We start from the raw sequence: 23964 nt of genomic DNA, 5'->3' as shown, positions 1-23964 counted from the left end.
ACAGGAGAGCTGGGATGACAAATTCAGAGATACTCAGGGCGTGGTATTCCGAAGTTTGGGAAAACGGAAATACCGAGGCAATCGATCAATATTTTGCGCCGGAAACGATGGCCGAAGGGCTGATCCCCGAAATGCAAGTTGGTGCAGATGATTTCCGCGACCTGGTCACCGCGTTCCGCCATATCCTGGGCGACATCAAGGTTGAACTGCCCAAGATCATCGAAAATGGGGATCGGGTGTCAGCGATTTTGAACGTTCGCACCTTCCGCGCCGACAACGGCGCGCCTTTGGAGGTCACGGGACAGGTCATGGCGCGGTTCAAAGGCGACAAGATGGTTGAGGCCTACAATCACTTTGATTTCATCTCGTTCTTTGAAGAGTTAGGCCAGTTTCCATCCGACACTTTGCCCGTGTGCATGACTGGGCAACGTCTGGACTGGGCCTGAACCCAAAGCAATCTTGACCCCAATTGCGCTTGCACGTTAGCAAGCGCCAAGGGGTCCAAATGCGAACACCCCAAGGCGGTGACGCAAGTTTCGCATCTTTCGGGACTTGCAGGATTAAATGTTGTGACTTGGCCACCCGACATTGAACAGCAAGTGTTAGTGCTTTTGGCTGCCTTCGACACTGCCAAATTCTGGAACCAGTCTGAGCTTTTGGGCCATACAGCATGAGCGGTTCCGTGACGCCCTCGGTCCCAGAGTTAATTCGCGTCTTTGGCAGGATCGGGTTGCTGTCCTTTGGCGGACCAGCGGCGCAGATATCTCTGATGCATCAGGAACTGGTCGAACGCAGACCATGGCTGGATGAGCAAACCTACCTGCGTGCCTTGTCACTGTGCATGTTGCTGCCGGGTCCAGAAGCCATGCAATTGGCCACTTACGCCGGATGGCGTTTGCGTGGGGTTTCCGGGGGTCTGATCGCTGGCAGCTTATTTGTCTTGCCTGGCGCAATTGTCATCGCTGTTTTGGTCGCCCTCTACTCTGCGTTTGGAGATCTTCCATTGGTGCAATCGGCCTTCATCGGCGTCAAGGCAACAGTCATCGTGATTGTCTTGCAAGCCCTGCGCAACCTTTCGCGCAAAGCTTTGACGGACAAAGACCACTACGTCGTCGCCGCACTCTCATTCCTTAGCATTTTCCTGCTGAACCTCCCCTTCCCGCTGATCATCTTTGCGGCCGCATTTTGGGGATACGCGACTTTCCGAGGCCTATCGAAACCATATGAGCCGAACCAGCCGTCGCACCTGAAGCCTTCCCTGCGAACCATCGCTGTTTGGTTGCCTCTTTGGCTTGGTCCCTTGGTTGCATTGACCATTAGCGGACACCAATTGCTGAGCGATTTGGGTTGGTTTTTCGCACGGCTGGCCGTCGTCACCTTTGGTGGTGCCTATGCTGTACTCGCCTATATGACCCAGACGGTTGTGGATCAGTATCACTGGATCAGCACTGACCAGATGATCGACGGTTTGGGCCTTGCGGAAACCACACCCGGCCCTTTGATTCTGGTGACTCAGTTTGTCGCAATGCTTGCGGGAGAGTTGAGCGGAGGCTTTGGCCTGGCTTTGGCTGCTGGCGCGGTCGCTCTTTGGGCAACTTTTGTGCCGTGCTTCCTGTGGATCTTCCTTGCCGCCCCATACCTTGACCGGCTGGCTGCGCGACCGCGCCTGTCGGCGGCCCTTCACAGCATCACCGCTGCTGTTGTCGGAGTGATTCTCAACCTTTCCGTGTGGTTTGCCCTGAACGTTCTATTCGAATCAGTTCCCCACATATCCTGGGGCCCACTGGCAATACCCACGCCGCAACTTTCGCAAATGGATTTCACCGCTTTGGGTTTGACAATTCTGGCTGGGGCCTTGATTTTTCGACTGAAATTGGGGATGGGCACCGTGTTGGCCCTGATGTCTGTCGCCGGGCTGGCCGCACACACTATATGATCAATCCGGCCATACCTGCCCTTTCGTTTCCGAACAAAAGCCCTATGCTGGGCATAACCACTTTTGAGGATCACACATGTCGCAAGGCATCGATTACGGCAACCTGATGCACTCCGCCATGCGCGGGCTCATCAAGAAAGTGCTGACGGATGTTTCCGAAACCGGCTTACCCGGGGCGCATCATTTCTTTATCACCTTCGACACGCGCGAGGACGGTGTAGACATCGCTGACTGGTTGCGTGAACGGTACCCGGAAGAAATGACTATCGTCATGCAGCACTGGTTCGAAAACCTTGAAGTTGGCGAATCCGGTTTTGCCATAACGCTGAATTTCGGCGACGCGCCTGAACCGCTCTACATCCCCTATGCCGCGATCAAGACCTTCGTGGATCCGTCTGTTGAATTTGGCCTGCGCTTTGAAAGCCCCGAGGGTGAGTTAGACGATGATCATATCATGGAAGAGTCGATAGATGTCGAAGAAGAAGAGCCACATCACGACGCAGACGTGGTTTCACTCGACAGCTTCCGGAAATAACCACATCAACCCCGCCGCGCGCGGGGTTATTTCTTTTGCAGAAATGTTTCGACAGACCGGGATTTTACACCGTCTATGAAACGCGAAAAGGACAGGTTCAGCCCGCCTTCTGCAAGCGTACGATCAAATTGCTGCAGTTCGTACCCGCCATCCTGATCGATGAACAAAGAAAACACGGTCATCGTATCCCCCACGATTCGACCCCAGACAAACGGTTCCCCTTTCATCGGGTCCAACGGCACTTCGTGGCCAAAGACATTGCGCTTCATCGCAGCCGAAAACAAATCCCCGCGGCCCGAAGGCACAAAGTCGATAGAAAACTTCTGTTCCTTAACGCGCCCGTCCAACTTGTAGGTCGTGGTCCGCCAACTGACATTGAACCCATTTTGGGTTTCAACAATGGAAACGCTCATGTCCCGAGGGGTTGAGGTGCCATCAGCATCCACGACGTTAGCAGACCCAATATAATCCCCCACAAAAGGTGCAATGTCCTGAGCCCGTGCAGAATCGCTGAAAACGGACAGCCACAATGCGCAAATGGCAAAGATCGTGACGGCTTTTGCAAGCGCAAGACGATGGAAATTTGGCATTTTGTCCTCCACGGCGTTCACCTTCTTATTGTAGCTCACAGAGACCCACGCACAATGGCACTTTCCCCGGCAATCTCAAGTAAAGTGACGCACCCCGCCACCTATACCTTTGCGACGCCTCTGGCTAAGGTGCGCGCAACTGGCCGATTGCGTCACGGCTTTGCTGCGGCTAAACGGCATACAACTGCATACCAGACGGAGTGACAGATGTCTCAGACCCGCACCGAATCCGACAGCTTTGGCCCGCTTGAGGTTCCTGCCGACAAATACTGGGGCGCGCAGACGCAGCGCTCGATCATGAATTTCCCCATCGGTTGGGAAAAACAGCCCGTCGCCATCGTCCGCGCGCTGGGCGTGATCAAAAAAGCCTGCGCAATGCAGAACAAGGCCACCGGCAAACTGGATGCAAAAATTGCCGACGCGATCATTCAAGCCGCTGGTGAAGTGATCGAGGGCAAGTTTGATGACAACTTCCCACTGGTTGTCTGGCAGACCGGCTCGGGCACGCAGTCGAACATGAACTCGAACGAGGTCATCGCAAACCGCGCCATCGAAATTCTGGGTGGTGTGATTGGTTCAAAAGACCCGGTGCATCCGAACGACCACTGTAACATGGGTCAATCTTCGAACGACACCTTCCCTACCGCCATGCATGTGGCCACCGCGACCAGCGTGCGTGACGTGCTGCTTCCGGGGCTCGAGAAACTTGCCTCGGGGCTGGAACACAAGGCCGAAGAGTTCAAAGACATCATCAAGATCGGTCGGACCCACACGCAGGACGCAACGCCTCTGACGCTGGGACAGGAATTCAGCGGTTACGCCCATCAGATTCGCCAGGGTATTGCCCGTGTTCACGCAGCCATGCCTGGGATTTACGAGCTAGCGCAAGGCGGTACCGCAGTTGGTACAGGGCTTAACACACAACACGGCTGGGGCGAGGCCGTCGCAGGCCACATGGCTGATATTACCGGCCTGCCCTTCGTCACCGCACCGAACAAGTTCGAGGCACTCGCCGCCCATGACGCGATGGTCTTCCTGTCAGGCGCTTTGGCGACGATTGCCGGCAGTTGCTACAAGATCGCCAACGACATTCGTTTCCTGGGCTCGGGCCCACGGTCGGGTCTGGGCGAACTGATTCTGCCCGAGAACGAGCCAGGTTCGTCGATCATGCCCGGCAAGGTGAACCCCACACAGGCCGAAGCGTTGACCCAGGTCGCCGCCCACGTGATGGGTAACAACGCCGCGATGACTTTCGCAGGTAGCCAGGGTCATTTCGAGCTGAACGTTTACAACCCGATGATGTCTTACAACCTGCTGCAGTCAATCCAGCTGTTGGGCGATGCTTCTGACAGCTTTACTGAGCGGATGCTGATGGGCATCAAGGCCAACGAACCGCGCATCGACAAGCTGATGAAGGAATCACTGATGTTGGTCACAGCGCTGGCGCCAACTATCGGTTACGACAACGCCACAACAGTTGCCAAGACGGCGCATAAGAATGGCACAACCCTCAAGGAAGAGGCCATCGCGCTGGGCTTTGTGGACGAAGCAACCTTTGACGCCGTCGTCCGCCCCGAGCAGATGATTGGTCCAAAAGACTGATGGGCAAGCCGGTTAACCTGAACCGGTATCGTAAAGAAAAAGCGCGGGCTGAAAAGAAAGCCCGCGCGGATCAGAATGCTGTCGCATTCGGCCGCACCAAGGCCGAGAAAGAAATCGCCAAGTTTGAACAGGACAAGCTGAAGCGTGACCTCGACAAGCGCGAGTTAGACGAATGAGCGGCCGCCCAATCAAGCGCTCTCTGACTCTCAAGGGGCACCGAACATCCGTGTCGCTTGAAGATGAATTCTGGCGAGCTTTCCGCGACATAGCGGCTGAAAAAAGACTTCCGATCAATGTTTTGGCCGCAGAAATTGATGTTGAACGCGATCCTGAAACTGGCCTTGCATCGGCCATTCGGGTGTTTGTTCTGAAATGGTATCAGAACAAGGTTTGAGGCATATGCCCGGCTTCGCCTTTGGCCATGAAGTTAAAAACTTGCGATGAACAATTGAAGCGCAGCGCCGTAATTGTTTCCCATTCCCCCTGTCTCGTTTTCTTGGACCGCTCAGTTTTCAGGCGTTGTAGAAAACCACGCCAGATCGTCGCCGTTTCGTTTTTGTATCCAAGTATTCGCAAGGCGGCATAATCGCGCGTCTCAAGGCTGCGGCAACAAAAGCTACGACAATACAGCAACGCAACCATCTGATCGCGAAAGACAAATAGCAGGTTAAAAGAGGATGTGGTGCCCAAGGAGAGACTCGAACTCTCACGCCCGTGAAGGCGGGGGATTTTGAATCCCCTGCGTCTACCATTCCGCCACTTGGGCCACGGACACTGGATTAGCGCCCAAGCGCAGGAAGGTCCAGAGGCAAAAAACATCCCACATTCCATTTGTTTCAATCTGGGCGGTTGACGGTCCGTCAGGTGCATGGTTTGCCTTCTTGGGGCCGCAAACGGGATTTGAGTACTGTATATGTTACGATCGCTTTATGACTGGACCATTCGTCTGGCCGAACACCCTCATGCCCTGTGGGCCTTGGCCATTGTCGCCTTCATCGAAAGCTCGTTTTTTCCGATTCCTCCTGACGTCTTGATGATTCCGATGATTCTGGCCCGCCCGTCACGCGCCTGGTTGATTGCAACCGTTGCGCTGGTGGCTTCGGTTTTAGGCGGGATGCTGGGTTATGCGATTGGCGCGTTCTTCTATGAAAGCATCGGTCAGCCCATTCTGGAATCCATGGGCAAAGCGCACGCGATGGAAGAATTCAACACCCGATTCAACGATTTCGGGTTCTGGGCTGTGCTGGCTGCGGGTGTGACGCCCTTCCCCTACAAGGTCATCACCATCATGTCCGGCTGGACCGGAATGCCGCTGGGCACATTCATCGCCACATCGATTCTGGCGCGGGCCATGCGATTCTTTCTGGTTGCCGGCCTGCTTTGGGGCTTCGGCGAGCCGATCCGGGACTTTATCGAAAAGCGTCTGGGCCTTATGTTCACGCTGTTCATCATCCTTCTTTTTGGCGGGTTCGTGGCGGTTAAATATCTATGACAAAAAAATCCGTACTTGTGGCCCTCGCCACGATTGGCTCAGCAGCCCTGCTATTGGGCGCGTGGGGATTCCAGTATTTGGGCGGGCTTGCACCCTGCAAAATGTGCATCTGGCAGCGTTACCCCCATGCGGTGGCTGTTGTGATTGGCGTGGCGGCGCTGGCCTTGCCAAGATTTGGTATCCTGCCGCTGCTGGGCGCAGCAGCTGCTGCAACAACGGGTGCCATCGGGGCCTTTCATGCCGGTGTTGAGCAAGACTGGTGGGAAGGCCCCAGCACATGTACGTCGGGCGATATCAGCGGACTGAGCAACGACGATCTGTTCGATCAGATCATGAACGCGCCACTGGTGCGCTGTGACGAAATCCCGTGGGAGATGTTCGGCATCTCGATGGCAGGCTGGAATGCCATCGCCTCGGCAGTGCTGATGCTGATCTGGATCGCGGCCTGGCGGGCGCGCGCTTAAAACTCGTCCAGTTCCGCATCCCAATACAGGAAGTCGATCCAGCTTTCGTGCAGATGGTTCGGCGGGAACTTCCGCCCAATATTGCGCAGCGCTTCAGCATCAGGTTGACGTGGCGGCTTGCGCAATGTCATCCCCGCCTGACGCAGCGATTTGGACCCTTTACGCAGGTTGCAGGGGCTACAGGCCGCCACCACGTTCTGCCAACTGGTCACGCCGCCTGCCGCGCGCGGCACCACATGGTCAAATGTCAGGTTATCGCGGCTGCCGCAGTACTGGCAGCGGAATTCATCCCGCAAAAATAAATTAAAGCGCGTGAAGGCCACGCGCTTTCTGGGTTTTACATAGTCTTTCAATACAACGACCGAGGGTATTCGGATCTCGGTGCTCGGGCTTCGGACGACCTCGTCATATTCGGCCACGATGTCGACCCGATCCAGCCAGGCCGCTTTGATCGCCTCTTGCCAGGGCCACAAGGACAACGGGTAGTAGGACAAGGGGCGGTAATCGGCGTTCAAAACCAGGGCCGGGTGTTGTTTGAGCATACCCGGCTCTCTTACAAATTCGGTCCTGAAATCTCCGTCCATCACAGAATCGCTCCTCGCTCTCAGCTGCCCGTTTGTGACACCAGAGCGGGGAGCACCCGCCCCGGCCTTAAGGTAACTATATATCGTGTTAAAACTCTGACAAGCCCTGAGTTTCCACAATATGTCGCAGACTGGGTAAGCCGAATCTGTGACAGGTACGTGACACTTATCCACAGCTTGCGTCGGGTGCGTCCTTCGGGCTATGCGCGGGTCATGTCCTGGTTCATTCGCTTCAACAAACCGTATGACGTGCTGCCGCAGTTCACCGACCGCGCCAATGTCGAAAGTCCGCGTAACACACTGTCTGATTTTATCGACCTGCCGGGTGTCTACCCCGCCGGTCGTCTGGACCGTGACAGCGAAGGTTTGATGCTGCTGACGGATCATGGGAAGCTGCAAGCCCAGATATCCGACCCGAAGCATAAGATGGCCAAAACCTATTGGGTTCAGATCGAAGGCGTCCCTGATGGCACAGCTTTGAAAGCGCTGCGCAACGGGGTTGAGTTGAAGGATGGCCTGACGCGCCCTGCAAAGGTACGGCAGATTGATGAGCCCGAGGGGCTCTGGCCTCGCATTCCACCTATCCGAGAGCGTAAAAGCGTTCCCGACAGTTGGCTGGAACTGACCATCCGCGAGGGAAAGAACCGGCAGGTGCGGCGGATGACGGCCGCGGTGGGTCTGCCTACCCTACGCCTGATCCGCTATCGCGTCGGAGACTGGACCCTGGATGACTTAGAGCCCGGTCAATGGGACAGCCTGCCGATGCCGACGCTGAGTGCCGCGCCTCAGCGCAAACGAGACCGTCGCCCGCGCCGGTGACAAAACCTGCCCTGCTCTGATACAGTTGGGGCATGAAACTCACGCCAGATATACCTACCCCTTCTGCCATACTGGAGGCGGCGCTTTACGCAGACGATCTGGATGCTGCGGAACAGTTTTACGGCGAGATTCTGAATCTTGAGCGGATACAGCGTGTCGACAATCGCCATGTTTTCTTTCGCATTGGCAGGTCGGTCCTGCTGGTCTTTAACCCCGACCAAACAGAACAGCCGCCTCTAAACCCTAATATGCCTGTCCCACCTCATGGTGCGCGCGGCCCCGGCCATGTGTGTCTTGTATTGTCACGCGATGAGATTGCGGCCATGCGCAAACACCTGCTGGATTGGAATATCCCCGTGGACGCCGAATTTGACTGGCCCAGCGGTGCACGGTCTTTGTACGTGCGTGACCCGGCTGGAAACTCAGTCGAGTTTGCCGAAGCACATCTTTGGTCTTGATCTGGTGCGGAACGCTTGGACGTTCCGCTGATCTGATTTCAAAGGCTACAGACTCAGCTTGTCGCGCATGAAGGCCAGCGCGACACTCAGCCCGTCCGGGGCAATGCCATGGCCGGTACCTTTCATGACATGCGCGTAGACCTCTTTGAAATCGGCAGCCTGCAGGGCTTCGGCGGCCTCGGGCAGCGATTGTGGCGGCACGACATCATCCGCATCGCCATGCACCAGCAGGACCGGCATCCGGTTGACAGTTTCGTCGGGCAAAAGATCAGGTTCCAGCAACCGGCCAGAAAAGGCGACGATGCCCGCAACCGGGTCCTCGCGGCGTGGTGCAACATGCAGGCTCATCATCGTGCCCTGGCTGAAGCCAAACAGCACAACCTGCTCGGGCAGCACATCTTCGTCCACCATTAGGGCGTCCAGAAAAGCGTTGAAGTCTTCAACTGCCATTTCCATGCCACGGCGCGCTTCTTCTTCGGACGAGCCGTCAATCCACGGAATCGGGAACCACTGAAACCCGTTTGGCATTCCCGGAATCTGCTCGGGCGCATCAGGGGCCACAAACAGCGTGTCAGGCAGATGCTCGCCCAGCGGATCGGCCAACCCCAACAGGTCAGCGCCATTTGCGCCATAGCCGTGCACGAACACTACGACTGATCGCGTGTCGCCCGAAACAGGCTCTTTCCTCAGCGCATTCAAAACCCGTGTCATCTGATCCCTTCTCTTTGTTTATCAACCCGGTAATAGGCCCACAGAACCCGTGCCGCAACCGACCGCCAGGGCGACCACGCTTCGGCCATTTGGCGCAGTTCCTTGTCCGTCGGGCGTTTGGGCAGGTCATAGAGGACACGCGCGGCTTCTTGCAGCGCCAGATCGCCGGGTGCGATCACGTCGGCGCGGCCCAGGGAAAACATAGCATAGATCTCGGCCGTCCAGACGCCGATCCCGGACACTTGCGTCAAAGTTTCAACAACCTCGGCGTCAGACGCTTCGCGCAACGATTTGAAGTCAATGCGCGCCTCAGCCAGCGCCCGTGCATAGCGGATCTTTTGGCGGCTCAAGCCCGCAGCGCGCAGATCCTCATCCGTGGCCCACATGATCTTGCGCGGACCGGTCAGTTTCGCGTCCTGCAACCTTTTCCAGATCGCACGCGCCGATGCCACGCTGACCTGCTGGCTGACAATTGCACTGAGTAATTGCGCAAAGCCATCCGGACGGCGGCGCAGGGGCAAAGGGCCAGTCTGTTCGATCGCATACGCCATGCGCGGGCAGGCTTGAGCCAACCATTCGGCCCCTTCTGCCACGCAATCGTTGGTTTCGATAATACGACCTACGGACATGCGACCTCCCTGCTCGGCGTTCATCGGCACGTTAGGCGCATGTGCCGCAGATGCAAGTCGCTTGTGCCCCAAACGCTTAGCCGATAACCATTCGCCCATGACAATGACCTCAACAGCTCCAGATGACCGTCAGGCCAAGCGTAACGTGGCCGTTTTGGTGGCCGCACAGGCCGTTCTGGGTGCACAAATGCCGATGATGTTCATTGTCGGCGGGCTGGCAGGCCAGTCGCTGGCCTCGAACCCGTGCCTTGCGACGTTGCCCATTTCCCTGATTGTTCTGGGATCCATGCTGGCGGCGACGCCGATCTCAGCCATAATGCAGCGCTGGGGCCGGCGCGCGGGGTTCCTTGTCGGTGCAACTGCGGGCGCATTGGGGGGGCTTGTGGGCGCATATGGCCTGTTCCTTGGGTCTTTCCCCGTCTTTCTAGTCGGCAGTCTGCTGACTGGCATCTACATGAGCGCACACGGGTTCTATCGTTTCGCCGCTGCGGACACAGCGTCGGACGCCTATCGCCCCAAGGCTATCTCCTATGTCATGGCCGGTGGCTTGGCTGCGGCGATCATTGGTCCGCAAATCGTGAAACTCACCTCTCAGGCCTATGTCATCCCGTTTCTCGGCACCTATCTGGCTGTGATCGGGATCAACGTTCTGGGCTCTGCCCTGTTCTTCTTTCTCGACATCCCAACACCACCAAAACCCACAGAGAACGAACCCAAAGGACGTTCACGGCTTGAGTTGCTGAAAACACCGCGTATCGCTGTTGCGATCATCTGTGCGATGGTGTCTTACGCGCTGATGAACCTTGTAATGACCTCGACCCCACTGGCCGTTGTTGGGTGTGGATTCTCGGCCAACGACGCAGCGGATATCGTTACAAGCCACGTGTTGGCCATGTACATCCCCAGTTTCTTTACCGGTCATCTAATCGCCCGTTTCGGGGTTGAAAAGGTCGTGGCGCTGGGCCTTGCCATTTTGGCAAGCGCCGGGGTTGTTGCCTTGCAAGGGGTTGAACTTGGGAACTTCTTCCTCGCGCTTGTTCTGCTGGGTATTGGGTGGAACTTTGGCTTTATAGGCGCAACGACGATGCTGGCAGATTCGCATGACCCGCAAGAGCGTGGACGGATGCAGGGCCTGAACGACCTGCTGGTTTTCGGAGGTGTCACATTGGCCTCGCTGGCCTCAGGCGGGTTGATGAACTGCTCGGGCGGCTCTGCGATCGAAGGCTGGACGGCAGTGAACCTGGCCATGGTGCCACTTCTCACGCTGGCGGGCGGCGCGTTGCTGTGGCTGGTGCTGCGTCCCGCCGACCCGGAACGGGCCTGATCACCAGCGCCCGCTGCTGACCGTCCACATCAGGGACACTCGCTGCCGCATTTCGCCCGGTATCAAAGCGCCAGCGGCAACACGCTCAGGCCGCGCAACGGCCTGCTTCAATACCCAGTCCGCCTGCCACCCGGCAGAAAGCGCAGGACGGGCTTCGGCAGAAATCGCAGCCCGGTTTGCCCTTGCCTTGTTCAATCGCCCCAGCGCAGATTGCGCAAGGGCACGCACCCCATCAGGAGTGCCATCCAACAAGGGAATCCGCCCCCTGTTTTCCAGTTCGGGAATCGCGCGAAGCCAGTTTGCAACACCAACGGCGTAACCAAAGTCGCGAAGAGCAACTTCATCCGCCATTCCCAGCGCTTGAGCCGAAGCCACAAACAACGACCCGGCGCTGTGGTTGATATAGGCGTCGAAATGTCCCTGATCTTCAAACGGATCACGGTATATATCCCAACGCCTTACGGCTACGTATTCATCCAGAACACCGGCAAGATGCGGCGACAGTACACGAGACAAAGGTGTTACAACTTCATGCCGTCGAACGGTGGTACCTTCGGCAATTTCCTGTAGGGCATCGCGCCACCATTGGAGCCGCATCTCGGCTATCATCGATTCCTGTGTGACCCAGGGCGCGCGCGCCACTTCGACATTCAGTGCATAAATCGGGAACAGAACGGCGCGGGCCGCCACCGGGGCTGCCATTGCGGCACGGAATCGGTCAGGATCAGCCCGTTGTACCAGCGCGGCACAGGCTTTGACGTCGTCGTCAAAGACCACGCTCACTCAGCCGCTGCCTTCTGCGGGTCGCAATCACGCACAAGTTTCCACTGAATTGCATCCAGCAAAGCTTCGAACGATGCGTCGACTATGTTCGCGCTGACGCCCACGGTGGACCAGCGCCGCCCCTGCCCGTCTTCGCTGTCGATGATGACGCGCGTAACCGCTTCGGTCCCGCCTTGTGTGATCCGCACCTTGAAGTCGACCAACCGCATATCTGACAGGACTTGCGAATACCGCCCCAAATCCTTGGCCAAGGCTTTGGACAGAGCGTTCACCGGTCCCCGGTCGCTGCCAGAATCATCCATGGATTCGCTGACGGACAGTTTCTTTTCGCCATCCACTTTCACAACAACAACGGCCTCAGACAGACTGACCATCTTGTTGTACTTGTTCTTCCGCCGTTCAACCGTGACCTTGTAGCGTTTGACTTCAAAGAACTCGGGCAGTTGTCCCAGCTCGTCCCGCGCCAACAGCTCGAAACTGGCTTGCGCGGTGTCATAGGAATACCCATCCGCTTCGCGCGTTTTGATCCGTTCAAGGATCCGACCGAGCGCGGGATCACCCGCCTCGACACTCAGCCCGGCTTCGGTCAGACGTTTGCGCAGGTTCGACTGCCCGGCCTGGTTCGACATCGGAATGATGCGTGAGTTGCCCACACTTGCAGGCTCGACATGTTCGTAGGTCGACGGATCCTTGAGGATCGCACTGGCATGCAGCCCGGCCTTATGCGCAAAGGCAGACGCCCCCACATAGGCCGCCTGCTTGCTGGGAACCCGGTTCAGAACGTCATCCAGCATCCGGCTGATGCGGGTCAACCCCGCCAATGCATCCAGACTGACGCCGGTCTCAAACTGAGAAGCATAGGGTTCCTTCAGCAACAGCGTCGGAATCAAAGCCGTCAGGTTGGCATTGCCACAACGCTCTCCCAAACCGTTCAGCGTACCCTGAATCTGTCGCGCCCCTGCCTCGACCGCTGCCAGAGAACAAGCCACTGCGTTCTCGGTGTCGTTATGGGTGTGAATACCCAACCGATCACCGGGCAGCCCTGCCGAGATTACTTCTGACACAATCCGTCCGACCTCGGACGGCAAAGCACCACCATTTGTGTCGCACAGCACTACCCACCGCGCGCCCGCGTCCAGCGCGGCGCGACAGACCGCGACCGCATAATCAGGATTGTCCTTGTAGCCATCAAAGAAATGCTCGGCATCGAACAGCGCTTCGCGACCCTGCGCCACGATATGTGCAACCGAGGCGCGGACGTTCTCGACATTGTCCTCAAGCGAGATCCCCAACGCATGGGTCACGTGATAATCGTGCGACTTGCCCACCAGACAGACGGCCTGCGTACCCGCATTCATCACGGCTGCAAGCACATCGTCATTCTCAGCCGAGCGCCCTGCCCGCTTGGTCATTCCGAACGCCGTCAAACGGGCCGACGACTTTGGCGCAGCCTCGAAAAACGCGCTGTCGGTTGGGTTAGCACCGGGCCAGCCACCTTCGATGTAATCCACACCCAGTGCATCCAACTCCTGCGCGATTTGCACCTTTTCGGCGGTCGAGAACTGAACGCCCTGCGTTTGTTGTCCATCGCGCAGGGTGGTGTCGTAAAGGTAGAGGCGTTCTTTGGTCATCAAACCTCCTCCAGTTTGGAGGCATCGAACCCCGCACCGGGCACCAGTTCCACACCTTCCTTGGTCATGCGTACTTCAAGCCCTGCGGCAACATATGCGACCTTGAGGCGGTCAACTTCCGAGAAATCCTTGTTCTGCATGGCTGACGCCCGTGCATTCGCCAAACGGTCCGCATGAGCAGTCAGGTCAACAGATGCCGTGTCCGCCCAGGCGCCCATCTCTGGCAGCAACAGCCCCAGCAACTGCGCGCTCGTCAACAGACCCGCTGCGTCACCGTCCGAGGCAAGACGGTACAGCTCGGTCATGGCACCTGCTGTGTTCAGATCATCGCTCAGCGCTGCGACCACCTCAGGTGCCGCGCTGGCGGCGGGCTCGACGCCCGCTGTCAGCGCCCGCCACTTGCGCAACGTCGCTTCGGCCTCACGCGCCTTTTTCTCGGTCCAATCCATCGGCTTGCGGTAATGGGTCTGCAGGAACACAAACCGGATCACCTCACCCGGCACGCCTTGCTCCAACAGATCGTGCACGGTGAAGAAATTGCCCAGCGATTTGGACATTTTCTTACCTTCGACCTGCAGCATCTCATTGTGCAGCCAGTAGCGCGCAAACTCACCTTCCGGGTGCGCGCAGCAGCTTTGCGCGATCTCGTTCTCGTGGTGCGGGAACATCAGGTCGTTGCCGCCGCCGTGAATGTCAAAGCTCTCGCCCAGCAGCTCATAGCTCATGGCCGAGCATTCGATATGCCAGCCCGGACGCCCCCGCCCCCACGGGCTGTCCCAACCCGGCAGTTCGTCGGTCGAGGGTTTCCACAACACGAAATCCATCGGGTTCTTCTTGTAGGGTGCCACCTCGACCCGCGCGCCTGCGATCATGTCATCGACCGAACGGCCCGACAGCTTGCCATAGCCCTCTTTCCAACTGTCGACAGCAAACAGGGCATGGCCTTCGGCGGCATAGGCATGGCCCTTTGCGATCAGCCCCTCGATCATCACAATCATCTGGTCGATGTATTGGGTCGCCCGCGGCATCTCGTTGGGTTCAAGAGTTCCCAAAGCGCCCATGTCGTGCAGATACCAGCCGATGGTCTCATCGGAACGCTCCTGCACCAACTGCTCTAACGTGCCTTCCGCGCCCGCCTGTTTACGCGCCAGCGCGGTGGCGTTGATCTTGTCGTCCACGTCAGTGAAATTGCGCACATAGGTCACGTGATCCGCGCCATAAACATGGCGCAGCAGACGATACAGCACGTCAAACACCACCACTGGGCGGGCGTTGCCCAGATGCGCGCGGTCATAGACTGTCGGACCACAGACATACATCCGCACATTTTCAGGGTCGATCGGAGCGAAGTCTTCCTTCGTCCGCGTCCGTGTGTTGTGCAGCTTGATCGTCGTCATCGGTCGGGCTCCTCAGAAACAGCATTCGCTTGCGCGTTGGCGCGGGCTTAGCAACTTGTCTCAGGGATGAAAACGAAAGAAACCGGCCCGCTTGATAAATCAGCAGGTAATGCAGCAGATAATGATGCAGGTCACCGGGTTCATGTGCATCGGTTAGCACGGGATCAGGTCCAAGCCAAGCATTGAGTTTGCGCACCCCCTCGGGCACAGTCCCCGATATGGACCGCGACTACATCAACTCCATTTGCCAAGAGTTCCCGGGGGCCGAGCTTTCTGACCCATGGGGCGGCGGCCATGATGCATGGAAAGTCGGTGGCAAGATGTTCGCCTGTATTGGCATCGCAAATGATGGGGTGTCCGTGAAAACACCGGACGTGGAAACGGCTCAGATGGTCATCGACGCTGGTGTCGGCGTAAAAGCCCCATATTTCCACCGCAGTTGGGTCCGCCTTCCTTTCGATGCAGAGGCTGAGGAACTGCGGCATCGACTGACCGTTTCTTACGACCTTGTCCGCGCATCGCTAACAAAAAAGCTGCAGGCGACCTTGCCGCCGCGAAGCTGATTGACAAAGGCGCACCGCTCTGCCCCATTCAGCGAAAGGCAATCCGGGAGCGGTCCAATGAACCTGTCAAAACGCATCACGCAGATCACCGGCGGTGGCAGCGACGGCTGGGACGTGTTTTATCGCGCCCGAAGGATGCTGAGCGAAGGTCAGGCCGTCACCGAGTTGACGATTGGCGAACATGACATTCGGACCGATCCATCGATCCTGCATGCGATGGATCTTTCTGCCCGTGAAGGGCACACCGGCTATGCCATGGTGCCCGGCACGGATCTTTTACGCGATACGGTCGCTGCACGTGTGCAAACGCATACGGGTGTACCCACAACGCGCAACAATGTTCTGATCACCCCCGGTGGGCAATCAGCCTTGTTTGCAGCCCATATGGCTGTCTGTGATCTGGGCGATGTAGGCCTGTTCCTCGATCCCTACTACGCCACGTACCCGGGCACGATTCGCGGGGTCGGAGCGGTTGCCCGCGCGGTTCAGACCGCGGTGGAAGATGCCTTTCAACCCAGCGCCGAAAGGATTGATTCTGCCGCTGACGGTGCCGTTTCGCTTTTGATCAATACACCCAACAATCCGACCGGAGTTGTCTATTCCCGTCAGTCACTTGAAGCGGTTGCAGAAGTTTGCCAACGGCGTGGACTTTGGCTGATTTCAGATGAGGTCTATGACACGCAAGTCTGGGAAGGCGAACACCTGTCGCCGCGCGCGTTGCCCGGCATGAAGGAACGGACGCTGGTTGTAGGGTCCATGTCCAAATCCCATGCCATGACGGGGTCGCGTTGTGGCTGGATCGTCGGTCCCGAAGAGGTCATCGCCCATCTGATCAACCTGGCCACCCACACGACCTACGGTGTGCCGGGCTTCATTCAGGACGCGTCTAGTTTTGCGCTGGCCGCAGGGTCCGAGTTGGAGGAGAAGATCGCCGCCCCGTTCCGCCGACGGCGGTCGATGGCGATGAAGATACTTCAGACGCAGGACACCGTTGGCCTGGTGCCGGCGCAAGGTGCGATGTACCTGATGCTGGACGTGCGCAAGACCGGATTGTCAGGGGAAGGGTTTGCCAACGCTCTGCTCGATTCGCACGCCATTGCCGTCATGCCGGGCGAAAGCTTTGGGGCGGCCGCCGCTGGGCACATTCGGGTGGCCATGACGGTTGATGATGATCGTTTTGCGAGTGCCCTGAGAACGCTATGTTCATTTGCCGAACAGCTCGCAAAGCGCCACGCGGCTGAATAGAGTTCAAAAGCGGAACGTGGTGCGCAGGTTGAAAACGTTGGAATCCAGACGGCCATTGGAACGGGTGACATCGTCGAAATCCTGTCGCAGCGCCTCGCCGCTGATAACAAAATTCTCGCCGATCGGATAGGCAACGCCAATGCCGTAAACGGCTGCTGTGTCGTTATCGACCGAGGTTTCGGCGCGCGCCGCGCCGACAACCACATACCCAAGAGCGCTGCCGAAATCGTATCCACCGCGCAGCTTCAGACGAGTCATGCTGTCCAGGCTACCCTGGGTTGACCCTAAATCCAGAGAGAGGCGGTTGTATTCAAACTCGCCCCCCAGCACAAAGTTGCCAAAGTCCTGATCATACCCGATATGCGCCCCAAAAACGGTATCGTCACCGCTGGCACCCCCCGGTCCGTCCGCATCTGCATATCCAAAGCTGAGGCCGACATACCCACCTGTCCAGTCCTCAGCAAATACCGGGCTTGCGCTTGCGATGAAGGTCGCAGCAAACAGGACAGAAAGAGATTTTGCACACGGGTTCAAAGCTATGTCGCTCTTGTTTCGATCCAAAGACGCAAACGAATTCTAATCTGTGATCCACTCCTTCAGAATTCAATTTCAGGAGCGTAACGCTCAAAAGTAAGTGAATGCAGTATAACAGAATTCTTCCAAAACGGGAGAAAATCTAACCAACACTCTTCCACTCGGCAGATTACCGGCACAATCGTCAGCAAATTCCAACAAAGGTCGTAAACAGGACAGATTGTGTCGCAGCATTTTGGAAAGCATTGAGAAGTTGTTGAGAGGCCACATGACAGATCACGATTGGAAGATCAGCCTGGTTAGCCGCACCATCGGTGCGGATCGTGGCCGTGCCGCGCGGGGGCGACCGTAAGGGGGATTACCCTCACCCCAACGCATCACACAACGACCGGATTTTGAAATGAACGACCAATCCCGCAACACCTCACGCAGCGGTGGCCGCGCTGCCCGCCGCGCCGCCCGAGCCTCAGCCCTGCCTGACCATTTGCGCCCTATACGCCCCGGAATGGAAGGCGGCGTTCTGAATGTTCTGACGCAGGCACAGATTGAACGCATTCATGAGGCCGCCCTGACCGCGCTTGAAACCATTGGGCTGGCGGATGCCCCGCAAAGCGGCATCGACTACCTTGTGGGCGCCGGCTGCACCCTTGGCGACGACGGACGTATCCGGTTTCCGCGTGCGCTGGTCGAAGATACAATCGCCAAAGCAAACCGCTCGGTCACACTCTACAGTCGCGACGGGAAAACCGATCTCGAGCTGATGGGAACCAAGGTTCATTACGGCACTGCGGGCGCTGCCGTGTCTATGGTCGACGTACACGGACGGGAATACCGCGATTCAACTGTGCAGGACCTGCACGATGCCGCGCGAATCTGTCAACAACTTGATAACATTCACTTTGTTCAACGCCCTATGGTCTGCCGCGACATCGCGGACAATCTGGAAATGGACCTGAACACGATCTACGCCAGCTGTTCCGGCACTTTCAAACACATCGGAACCTCGTTCACGGAACCCAGCCACGTCGCGCCCGCGATGGAGATGATCTATATGATCGCGGGTGGTGAGGATAAGTACCGCGAGCGGCCTTTTGTATCGAATTCGAACTGCTTTGTGGTTCCGCCAATGAAATTCGCAACGGAAAGCTGCGAAGTGATGGAGGAATGCATCAAGGCCGGAATGCCTGTTCTGCTGCTCTCGGCTGGGATGGCCGGTGCCACCGCGCCCTCGACAATAGCCGGAGCTATCACTCAGGCAACCGCCGAATGCCTTGCTGGTTTGGTTTACGTAAACGCCGTAAGTCCCGGAGCACCAGCCGTTTTTGGCACTTGGCCCTTTGGTCTGGACCTACGGACAGGCGCGATGTCCATCGGGTCTGGAGAACAGGCCCTTCTGACGGCTGGATGCGCACAGATGCACCGGTTCTACGACCTGCCCGGCGGTGCGGCCGCAGGGGCATCGGATTCGAAACTTCCCGACATGCAGGCCGGTTGGGAACAGATGTGTTCAAACGTGATGGCGGGTCTGTCCGGTCTGAACATGGTGTACGAAGCGGCGGGCATGCACGCCTCGTTGCTGGGTTTCTGTTTCGAAAGCCTGATCCTCAGTGATGATCTGATCGGTCAGGCCCAACGCTGTGTACGCGGGATCGAGGTGACAGATGATACCCTCGCGCTAGACCAGATGGCCGAGGTCTGCATAGGCGGTCCCGGTCACTATCTTGGAACGGAAGCTACGCTCAGCCGGATGCAAGCTGACTATGTCTACCCGGTTTTCGGCGACCGGTCTTCGCCAAAAGAATGGGTTGAACTGGGCAAACCGGATCTGATCGACAAAGCCATAGCCCGAAAAGAAGAAATTCTATCCGCGCCATCCGAGGCCAGATTCGATCCGATGCTGGACATGGAATTGCGCGAAAAGTTCAAAATTCACCTGCCCGGATAACAGGAAACAGGCGGCCCGATGATGATCGGGCCGCCCTTACGTTTATCCGTCACTTGGCGGAAGCAAACCGGCTTCCTGTGCAACGGCCACTTCATCTGCGTCCAACGCGCCGTCGCCATTTGCATCCATGGCCGAGAAGGTGTCGGCATCCACGCTTGGTGCTACCACCTGCACTTCTTCAATCGTCAGAACGCCATCACCATTGGCATCTGCCGTCGATTGCGCCGATACGAGACCCGGCAAGGTCAAAGCAGCGATGGAAATCCCAATCAAATACTGCGGTTTCATTTTGGTGCCTCCTGATAGGTTGATTATCTTTCGTCCGGACAGGTCCCAGAAACACCGCAACACCTCAGTGCGTCACCCGTATTGCGCGAAATCCAGAGATTCGCGCCAATCCTTGCGTGTTTAGCCGAGTCGGGCGCGCAACGCGCCGCCGGGCAAAATTTCGCCTGACCCGTTTCGGCAGGTCTTGCCCGACGGATCCTAGGTAATCCGGCAGAACCACGCTTACGCAAGCAGCCCGGCACAAAAAGAAAGGGGGCCGAAGCCCCCTGTCAGTTTCGCCTTCCAGGCTCATGTCGTTGACCGCCCGGTGTTTTTTTGCCTGCGGCCTGGACTGCGCATGGGGCGAGCGCACCCGCCCCGTGAAAGAGTGGGAGGGAGCAAATATTCCGCCCCACCCTGTTCCCGGCCAACACGGGCATGTCGGCCGAGTGGAAAAAGGCAAACTTGGTAAGTCTCAGTGCCTTTCTCCGTATTCGTCGGGGTCGGTAACCAAGGGCAGCGTCCGACCCCTACGCCCCGGGGTGCCGGGGCGTTAAGCCTTAGCTACACCCGCTTGTCGCGCCGCAGGTGTTGCATTTCATGCAGGTACCGTTGCGCACCAGCGTGTAGTTTCCGCATTCACCGCACGGGTCGCCCTCATAGCCTTGCATCTTTGCTTTGGTGCGGGCGTCCATGCCGGTTGCCACTGCAGTTTCAGCCACAGGTGCTTCGAATGCAGCCGCTGTTTCAGCCATCCCGTTCAGCTCAGCCTGACCAGCATTGAACACTGCCAGATCCTGAGGCAGACGCTTGCGCAGATAACCGGTCGAGCTGATTTGTTTCAGCACTTCCAATGACTTGGACGCAGCACTTTCACTGATCTCAGAGATGTTGGAAACACCTTCTTCTTCGCCTCGACCCAGATCGTCAAAGGTCGCGCCTTCGGGTTTCACATGCGCCAGATCGGTGCGGTCCAGGTAGGACACGGCCAATTCGCGGAAGATGTAATCCAGGATCGACGTTGCGTTCTTGATCGAATCGTTGCCCTGCACCATCCCTGCCGGTTCGAACTTGGTGAAGGTGAAGGCATCGACAAACTCTTCCAGCGGCACGCCGTATTGCAGACCGACCGACACGGCAATGGCGAAGTTATTCATCATCGCACGGAAGCCAGCGCCTTCCTTGTGCATGTCGATGAAGATCTCACCCAACTTGCCGTCTTCGAACTCACCGGTGCGCAAGTAAACCTTATGGCCGCCCACGATCGCCTTTTGGGTATAGCCCTTGCGGCGATGCGGCAGTTTCTCGCGGTGGCTGCGGATCATTTCCTTGACCACGACCTTCTCGATCACTTTCTCGGCCAGAACGACAGCTTTTTCCTGCGTCGAACCGCTTTCCAGCACTTCAGCCGCCTCGTCGTCATCCTCGACCAGCGCCGCGGCCAGAGGCTGCGACAGTTTCGAGCCATCACGATAGAGTGCGTTGGCTTTCACACCCAGAGACCAGCTGAGCTCGTATGCCTTCTGGCAATCCTCAATGGTTGCATCATTCGGCATATTGATCGTCTTCGAGATCGCGCCCGAGATGAAGCTCTGCGCGGCTGCCATCATGGTGATGTGACTATCAACCCCAAGGAAACGCTTGCCTTTCTTGCCACACGGGTTGGCGCAGTCGAAGATCGAATAGTGCTCTTCCTTCAGATGCGGCGCGCCTTCCAGCGTCATGGTTCCGCAAACGTGGTCGTTGGCTGCATCGATATCCGCGCGGGTAAAGCCCAGATGGCGCAGCAGATCAAAAGTCGGGTCATTCAGCTTGGTCGCCGGGATGCCCAGAACGCCGGTACAGAAATCCTCGCCCAGTGTCCATTGGTTAAAGACAAAGCGGATGTCAAAGGCGCTTTCCAGTGCAGCATCCACTTTCGCTAGTTCATTGGGGCCAAAGCCGTGACCGGTCAGCGAGGTGTGGTTGATCCCCGGCGCGTTGCCAATGGTGCCGTGACCAACCGCGTAGCCCACGATCTCTTCGATCTGAGATGAGGAATAACCCAGCTTCTCCAGCGCCGACGGCACCGAGCGGTTGATGATTTTGAAGTAACCGCCACCGGCCAGCTTCTTGAATTTGACCAGAGCAAAGTCCGGCTCGATCCCGGTGGTGTCACAGTCCATCACCAGACCGATGGTGCCGGTGGGCGCGATCACGGTGGCCTGCGCGTTGCGATAGCCGTTTTTCTCACCCAGGCTCAGCGCCTCGTCCCAAGCGGACATGGCCAGATCGATCAGACGCTTGTCCGGGCAGTTGCCGTGGTCCAGAGGCACCGGCTTGACCGCCAGTTTCTCATAGCCCTCGGTTACACCCTGCGACGCACGGCGGTGGTTGCGGATGACGCGCAGCATGTGATCAGCGTTGCGCTCGTAACCTTTGAAGGCGCCCAGTTCTCCGGCGATCTCAGCCGACGTTGCATAGGCCACACCAGTCATGATCGCAGTCAGTGCGCCACAGATGGCCCGGCCCTCGTCCGAGTCGTAGCTGTAGCCCATGTTCATCAGCAGACCGCCGATATTGGCATAGCCCAGACCCAAGGTGCGGAAGTCATAGGACAGTTGCGCAATCTCTTTCGACGGGAACTGCGCCATTGTTACCGAGATTTCCAGTGTCAGGGTCCACAGACGCGAGGCGTGCATATAGTCCGCCGCCTGGAACTCACCATCCCTGAGGAAGGTCAGCAAGTTCATCGACGCCAGGTTACAGGCCGTGTCATCAAGGAACATATATTCCGAGCACGGGTTCGAGCCGCGAATCTCGCCATCATTGGGGCATGTGTGCCATTCGTTTACTGTGTCGTGAAACTGGATGCCCGGATCGGCGCATGCCCATGCGGCGTGACCGACCTTTTCCCACAGATCGCGCGCTTTGACTGTTCGGGCGACCTTGCCGTCGGTGCGGTTGATCAGTTCCCAATCGGCGTCCTTTTCGACAGCGGTCAGGAACGCATTGGTGACGCGGATCGAGTTGTTCGAGTTCTGGCCTGAGACCGAGCTGTAGGCTTCCGAATCCCAGTCCGTATCGTAGGTCGGGAATTCGATGCTGTCGTGACCCTGCTTGGCATAATCCAGAACGCGTTTGATGTAAGTCTCTGGGATCGCTATTTTTTTCGCTTCGCGCACTGCCTTTTTCAACGCGTCGTTCGCGTTTGGATCATAAGCATCATCTGCCGAGCCGTCCCACGAACGGATGGCCTCGAAAATGCCGTTCAGCATCTTTTCGTGCATCTTCGATCCGGCAACGATCGAGGCCACTTTCTGCTCTTCGATCACCTTCCATTCGATGAATTGCTCGATGTCCGGGTGATCCGCATCGACGATCACCATCTTTGCTGCTCGACGGGTTGTCCCGCCTGATTTGATCGCGCCAGCAGCGCGGTCGCCGATTTTGAGAAAGCCCATCAGGCCCGAAGATTTGCCGCCACCCGACAACGCCTCGCCCTCTGCGCGCAGATGGCTGAAGTTGGTCCCGGTACCCGAGCCGTATTTGAACAGGCGCGCCTCGCGCACCCACAGATCCATGATGCCGCCTTCGTTCACCAGATCATCATCAACGGACTGGATGAAACACGCGTGCGGCTGCGGATGCTCGTACGCGGATTTCGATTTGGTCAGTTTGCCGGTTTTGTAATCGACATAGTGGTGCCCCTGCGCCGGTCCGTCGATTCCATAGGCCCAGTGCAGACCTGTGTTGAACCACTGAGGACTGTTCGGTGCGGCGCGCTGGGTCGCCAGCATATAGCGCATCTCGTCAAAATAGGCACGCGCGTCTTCTTCATCCGAGAAGTATCCGCCCTTCCAGCCCCAATAGGCCCATGCACCCGCCAGACGATCGAACACCTGCTTGGACGAGGTTTCTCCGTCAAATTCAGCGCCTTCGGCAGGGACCGAACGCCACAGGAATTCTGGAACGTCTTTTTCTTTGACCTTCTTCAGCTTGCTGGGAACGCCTGCCTTGCGGAAGTATTTCTGAGCGATCACGTCGCTTGCCACCTGCGACCAGCTTGCGGGTACTTCAATGTTATCCAGGCGGAATACAATCGTTCCATCCGGGTTACGGATTTCAGACGTTGCAGACACGAAATCAAGGTCCGAGTAGGCATCCTGATCTGGTTTGGTGAATTTTCTGTCAATCTTCATGTCCGCAGCCCTGGTTAAATTCCGCCCAATTTTCAGTTCCCGGCACCAAATGTTGTGTTGCAGGGTGCCGCCCACAACGCCCAGAGTTATACGGACAAGGGCATCCTTCGCTGTCAAAGACAGCGGAAAAACCGCAAAAACGGCGCACTTAAATTAGATGTGCTTTCCGACCCTCGCCTGCTGCCTCTTCCAGCTTCAACACCAGATATTGTGGCAATCTCTTCGGCTCATACAATTTGGCGTATGAACACATATAAGGTCAACGCCCTTTTTC

The 23964-nt window shown here is 57.4% G+C and carries 25 protein-coding genes and 1 tRNA gene; 14 read left to right on the top strand and 12 right to left on the bottom strand.

Features of this window, described 5'->3' with window-relative positions; translation table 11 throughout:
* Positions 1–14: 14 nt before the first annotated feature.
* The 3 genes from GS646_RS07510 (at position 15) to GS646_RS07500 (ending at position 2471) form a co-directional block, all read left to right on the top strand.
* Entirely contained in the window at positions 15–446 is a 432-nt protein-coding gene (locus GS646_RS07510) for an ester cyclase (RefSeq protein ID WP_171647016.1), read from the top strand.
* A 224-nt stretch (positions 447–670) separates the two neighbouring features.
* The gene (gene chrA, locus GS646_RS07505; RefSeq protein ID WP_171183321.1) at positions 671–1936 is read left to right on the top strand and encodes a chromate efflux transporter; all 1266 of its coding nucleotides are present in this window, start codon (positions 671–673) and stop codon (positions 1934–1936) included.
* A gap of 76 nt (positions 1937–2012) precedes the next feature.
* On the top strand, positions 2013–2471 hold the full coding sequence (locus GS646_RS07500) for an SspB family protein (protein WP_171183323.1): 459 nt from the start codon (positions 2013–2015) through the stop codon (positions 2469–2471).
* A gap of 26 nt (positions 2472–2497) precedes the next feature.
* Here the strand turns inward: GS646_RS07500 and GS646_RS07495 are convergent, their stop codons facing one another.
* Positions 2498–3061 (bottom strand): hypothetical protein, encoded by a 564-nt coding sequence (locus GS646_RS07495; protein WP_171183325.1) that lies wholly within the window; start codon positions 3059–3061, stop codon positions 2498–2500.
* A gap of 207 nt (positions 3062–3268) precedes the next feature.
* On the opposite strand from GS646_RS07495, the gene fumC reads away from it, so the two are divergent.
* From fumC to GS646_RS07480, 3 genes are read left to right on the top strand one after another with little or no spacing between them, the layout of a single operon-like run.
* Complete coding sequence (fumC, locus tag GS646_RS07490; protein WP_171183327.1) at positions 3269–4663, top strand: class II fumarate hydratase; 1395 nt, start codon at positions 3269–3271, stop codon at positions 4661–4663.
* Entirely contained in the window at positions 4663–4839 is a 177-nt protein-coding gene (locus GS646_RS07485; RefSeq protein WP_171090194.1) for a DUF4169 family protein, read from the top strand. Before fumC ends, GS646_RS07485 begins: the two co-directional genes overlap by 1 nt.
* The gene (locus tag GS646_RS07480) at positions 4836–5057 is read left to right on the top strand and encodes a ribbon-helix-helix domain-containing protein (RefSeq protein ID WP_171090196.1); all 222 of its coding nucleotides are present in this window, start codon (positions 4836–4838) and stop codon (positions 5055–5057) included. Before GS646_RS07485 ends, GS646_RS07480 begins: the two co-directional genes overlap by 4 nt.
* On the opposite strand, the gene GS646_RS07475 is transcribed toward GS646_RS07480, so the two are convergent.
* Both GS646_RS07475 and GS646_RS07470 read right to left on the bottom strand, forming a co-directional pair.
* Positions 5042–5353 (bottom strand): hypothetical protein, encoded by a 312-nt coding sequence (locus tag GS646_RS07475; protein ID WP_171647018.1) that lies wholly within the window; start codon positions 5351–5353, stop codon positions 5042–5044. The two genes, GS646_RS07480 and GS646_RS07475, sit on opposite strands and share 16 nt — an antisense overlap.
* A tRNA-Leu gene (locus GS646_RS07470) sits at positions 5344–5429 on the bottom strand. Before GS646_RS07470 ends, GS646_RS07475 begins: the two co-directional genes overlap by 10 nt.
* 147 nt (positions 5430–5576) lie before the next feature.
* Between GS646_RS07470 and GS646_RS07465 the strand changes: the two genes are divergently transcribed.
* Positions 5577–6155 carry a YqaA family protein gene (locus GS646_RS07465; protein WP_171090199.1) on the top strand — a complete coding sequence of 193 codons (579 nt, stop codon included), beginning with the start codon at positions 5577–5579 and terminating at the stop codon, positions 6153–6155.
* Complete coding sequence (locus GS646_RS07460) at positions 6152–6619, top strand: disulfide bond formation protein B (protein ID WP_171183331.1); 468 nt, start codon at positions 6152–6154, stop codon at positions 6617–6619. The genes GS646_RS07465 and GS646_RS07460 overlap by 4 nt, the downstream gene beginning before the upstream one ends.
* Here GS646_RS07460 and GS646_RS07455 read toward each other — a convergent pair.
* Positions 6616–7203 (bottom strand): HNH endonuclease, encoded by a 588-nt coding sequence (locus GS646_RS07455; protein WP_171090203.1) that lies wholly within the window; start codon positions 7201–7203, stop codon positions 6616–6618. The two genes, GS646_RS07460 and GS646_RS07455, sit on opposite strands and share 4 nt — an antisense overlap.
* A 213-nt stretch (positions 7204–7416) precedes the next feature.
* Between GS646_RS07455 and GS646_RS07450 the strand changes: the two genes are divergently transcribed.
* Together GS646_RS07450 and GS646_RS07445 are read left to right on the top strand one after the other, a co-directional pair.
* Entirely contained in the window at positions 7417–8022 is a 606-nt protein-coding gene (locus tag GS646_RS07450; RefSeq protein ID WP_171183639.1) for an rRNA large subunit pseudouridine synthase E, read from the top strand.
* A 32-nt stretch (positions 8023–8054) separates the two neighbouring features.
* Positions 8055–8480 (top strand): VOC family protein, encoded by a 426-nt coding sequence (locus tag GS646_RS07445; RefSeq protein ID WP_171183333.1) that lies wholly within the window; start codon positions 8055–8057, stop codon positions 8478–8480.
* A gap of 45 nt (positions 8481–8525) precedes the next feature.
* Here GS646_RS07445 and GS646_RS07440 read toward each other — a convergent pair whose 3' ends face one another.
* Both GS646_RS07440 and GS646_RS07435 read right to left on the bottom strand, forming a co-directional pair.
* Complete coding sequence (locus tag GS646_RS07440) at positions 8526–9191, bottom strand: alpha/beta hydrolase (protein WP_171647020.1); 666 nt, start codon at positions 9189–9191, stop codon at positions 8526–8528.
* On the bottom strand, positions 9188–9820 hold the full coding sequence (locus tag GS646_RS07435) for a DNA-3-methyladenine glycosylase (protein ID WP_171091163.1): 633 nt from the start codon (positions 9818–9820) through the stop codon (positions 9188–9190). The genes GS646_RS07440 and GS646_RS07435 overlap by 4 nt, the downstream gene beginning before the upstream one ends.
* Positions 9821–9917: 97 nt before the next feature.
* On the opposite strand from GS646_RS07435, the gene GS646_RS07430 reads away from it, so the two are divergent.
* Positions 9918–11144 (top strand): MFS transporter, encoded by a 1227-nt coding sequence (locus GS646_RS07430; RefSeq protein WP_171183337.1) that lies wholly within the window; start codon positions 9918–9920, stop codon positions 11142–11144.
* Here GS646_RS07430 and GS646_RS07425 read toward each other — a convergent pair whose 3' ends face one another.
* Genes GS646_RS07425 through cysS form a run of 3 tightly spaced genes read right to left on the bottom strand, consistent with a single transcriptional unit; the run spans position 11145 to position 14955 of the window.
* A complete protein-coding gene (locus GS646_RS07425) occupies positions 11145–11921 on the bottom strand; it encodes a squalene/phytoene synthase family protein (protein ID WP_171647059.1) in 777 nt (258 codons plus the stop codon).
* 2 nt (positions 11922–11923) lie between these two features.
* Positions 11924–13558 carry a citramalate synthase gene (gene cimA, locus GS646_RS07420; protein ID WP_171183339.1) on the bottom strand — a complete coding sequence of 545 codons (1635 nt, stop codon included), beginning with the start codon at positions 13556–13558 and terminating at the stop codon, positions 11924–11926.
* Entirely contained in the window at positions 13558–14955 is a 1398-nt protein-coding gene (gene cysS / locus GS646_RS07415; RefSeq protein WP_171647022.1) for a cysteine--tRNA ligase, read from the bottom strand. Before cysS ends, cimA begins: the two co-directional genes overlap by 1 nt.
* A gap of 218 nt (positions 14956–15173) precedes the next feature.
* Here cysS and GS646_RS07410 point away from each other — a divergent pair, with 218 nt between their 5' ends.
* Both GS646_RS07410 and GS646_RS07405 read left to right on the top strand, forming a co-directional pair.
* Entirely contained in the window at positions 15174–15518 is a 345-nt protein-coding gene (locus tag GS646_RS07410; RefSeq protein ID WP_171183643.1) for an MmcQ/YjbR family DNA-binding protein, read from the top strand.
* Between the two features lie 57 nt (positions 15519–15575).
* On the top strand, positions 15576–16763 hold the full coding sequence (locus tag GS646_RS07405; protein ID WP_171647024.1) for a pyridoxal phosphate-dependent aminotransferase: 1188 nt from the start codon (positions 15576–15578) through the stop codon (positions 16761–16763).
* Between the two features lie 3 nt (positions 16764–16766).
* On the opposite strand, the gene GS646_RS07400 is transcribed toward GS646_RS07405, so the two are convergent.
* Positions 16767–17297: an outer membrane protein gene (locus GS646_RS07400; RefSeq protein WP_253746401.1), complete on the bottom strand. Its 531-nt coding sequence runs from the start codon at positions 17295–17297 to the stop codon at positions 16767–16769.
* Positions 17298–17697: 400 nt separating this feature from the next.
* Between GS646_RS07400 and GS646_RS07395 the strand changes: the two genes are divergently transcribed.
* Positions 17698–19242 carry a trimethylamine methyltransferase family protein gene (locus GS646_RS07395; RefSeq protein WP_171183345.1) on the top strand — a complete coding sequence of 515 codons (1545 nt, stop codon included), beginning with the start codon at positions 17698–17700 and terminating at the stop codon, positions 19240–19242.
* Between the two features lie 42 nt (positions 19243–19284).
* Here the strand turns inward: GS646_RS07395 and GS646_RS07390 are convergent, their stop codons facing one another.
* A complete protein-coding gene (locus tag GS646_RS07390; protein ID WP_171090220.1) occupies positions 19285–19530 on the bottom strand; it encodes a hypothetical protein in 246 nt (81 codons plus the stop codon).
* A gap of 539 nt (positions 19531–20069) precedes the next feature.
* Positions 20070–23690: a vitamin B12-dependent ribonucleotide reductase gene (locus GS646_RS07385; RefSeq protein WP_171647026.1), complete on the bottom strand. Its 3621-nt coding sequence runs from the start codon at positions 23688–23690 to the stop codon at positions 20070–20072.
* Positions 23691–23964: the final 274 nt, after the last annotated feature.

Origin of the sequence: Ruegeria sp. HKCCD4315, assembly GCF_013112245.1 — a bacterium.
In the GTDB taxonomy this organism is placed as follows: domain Bacteria; phylum Pseudomonadota; class Alphaproteobacteria; order Rhodobacterales; family Rhodobacteraceae; genus Ruegeria.
Note: the sequence above shows the minus strand (reverse complement) of the source record. Positions and strands in the feature narration are given on the sequence as shown.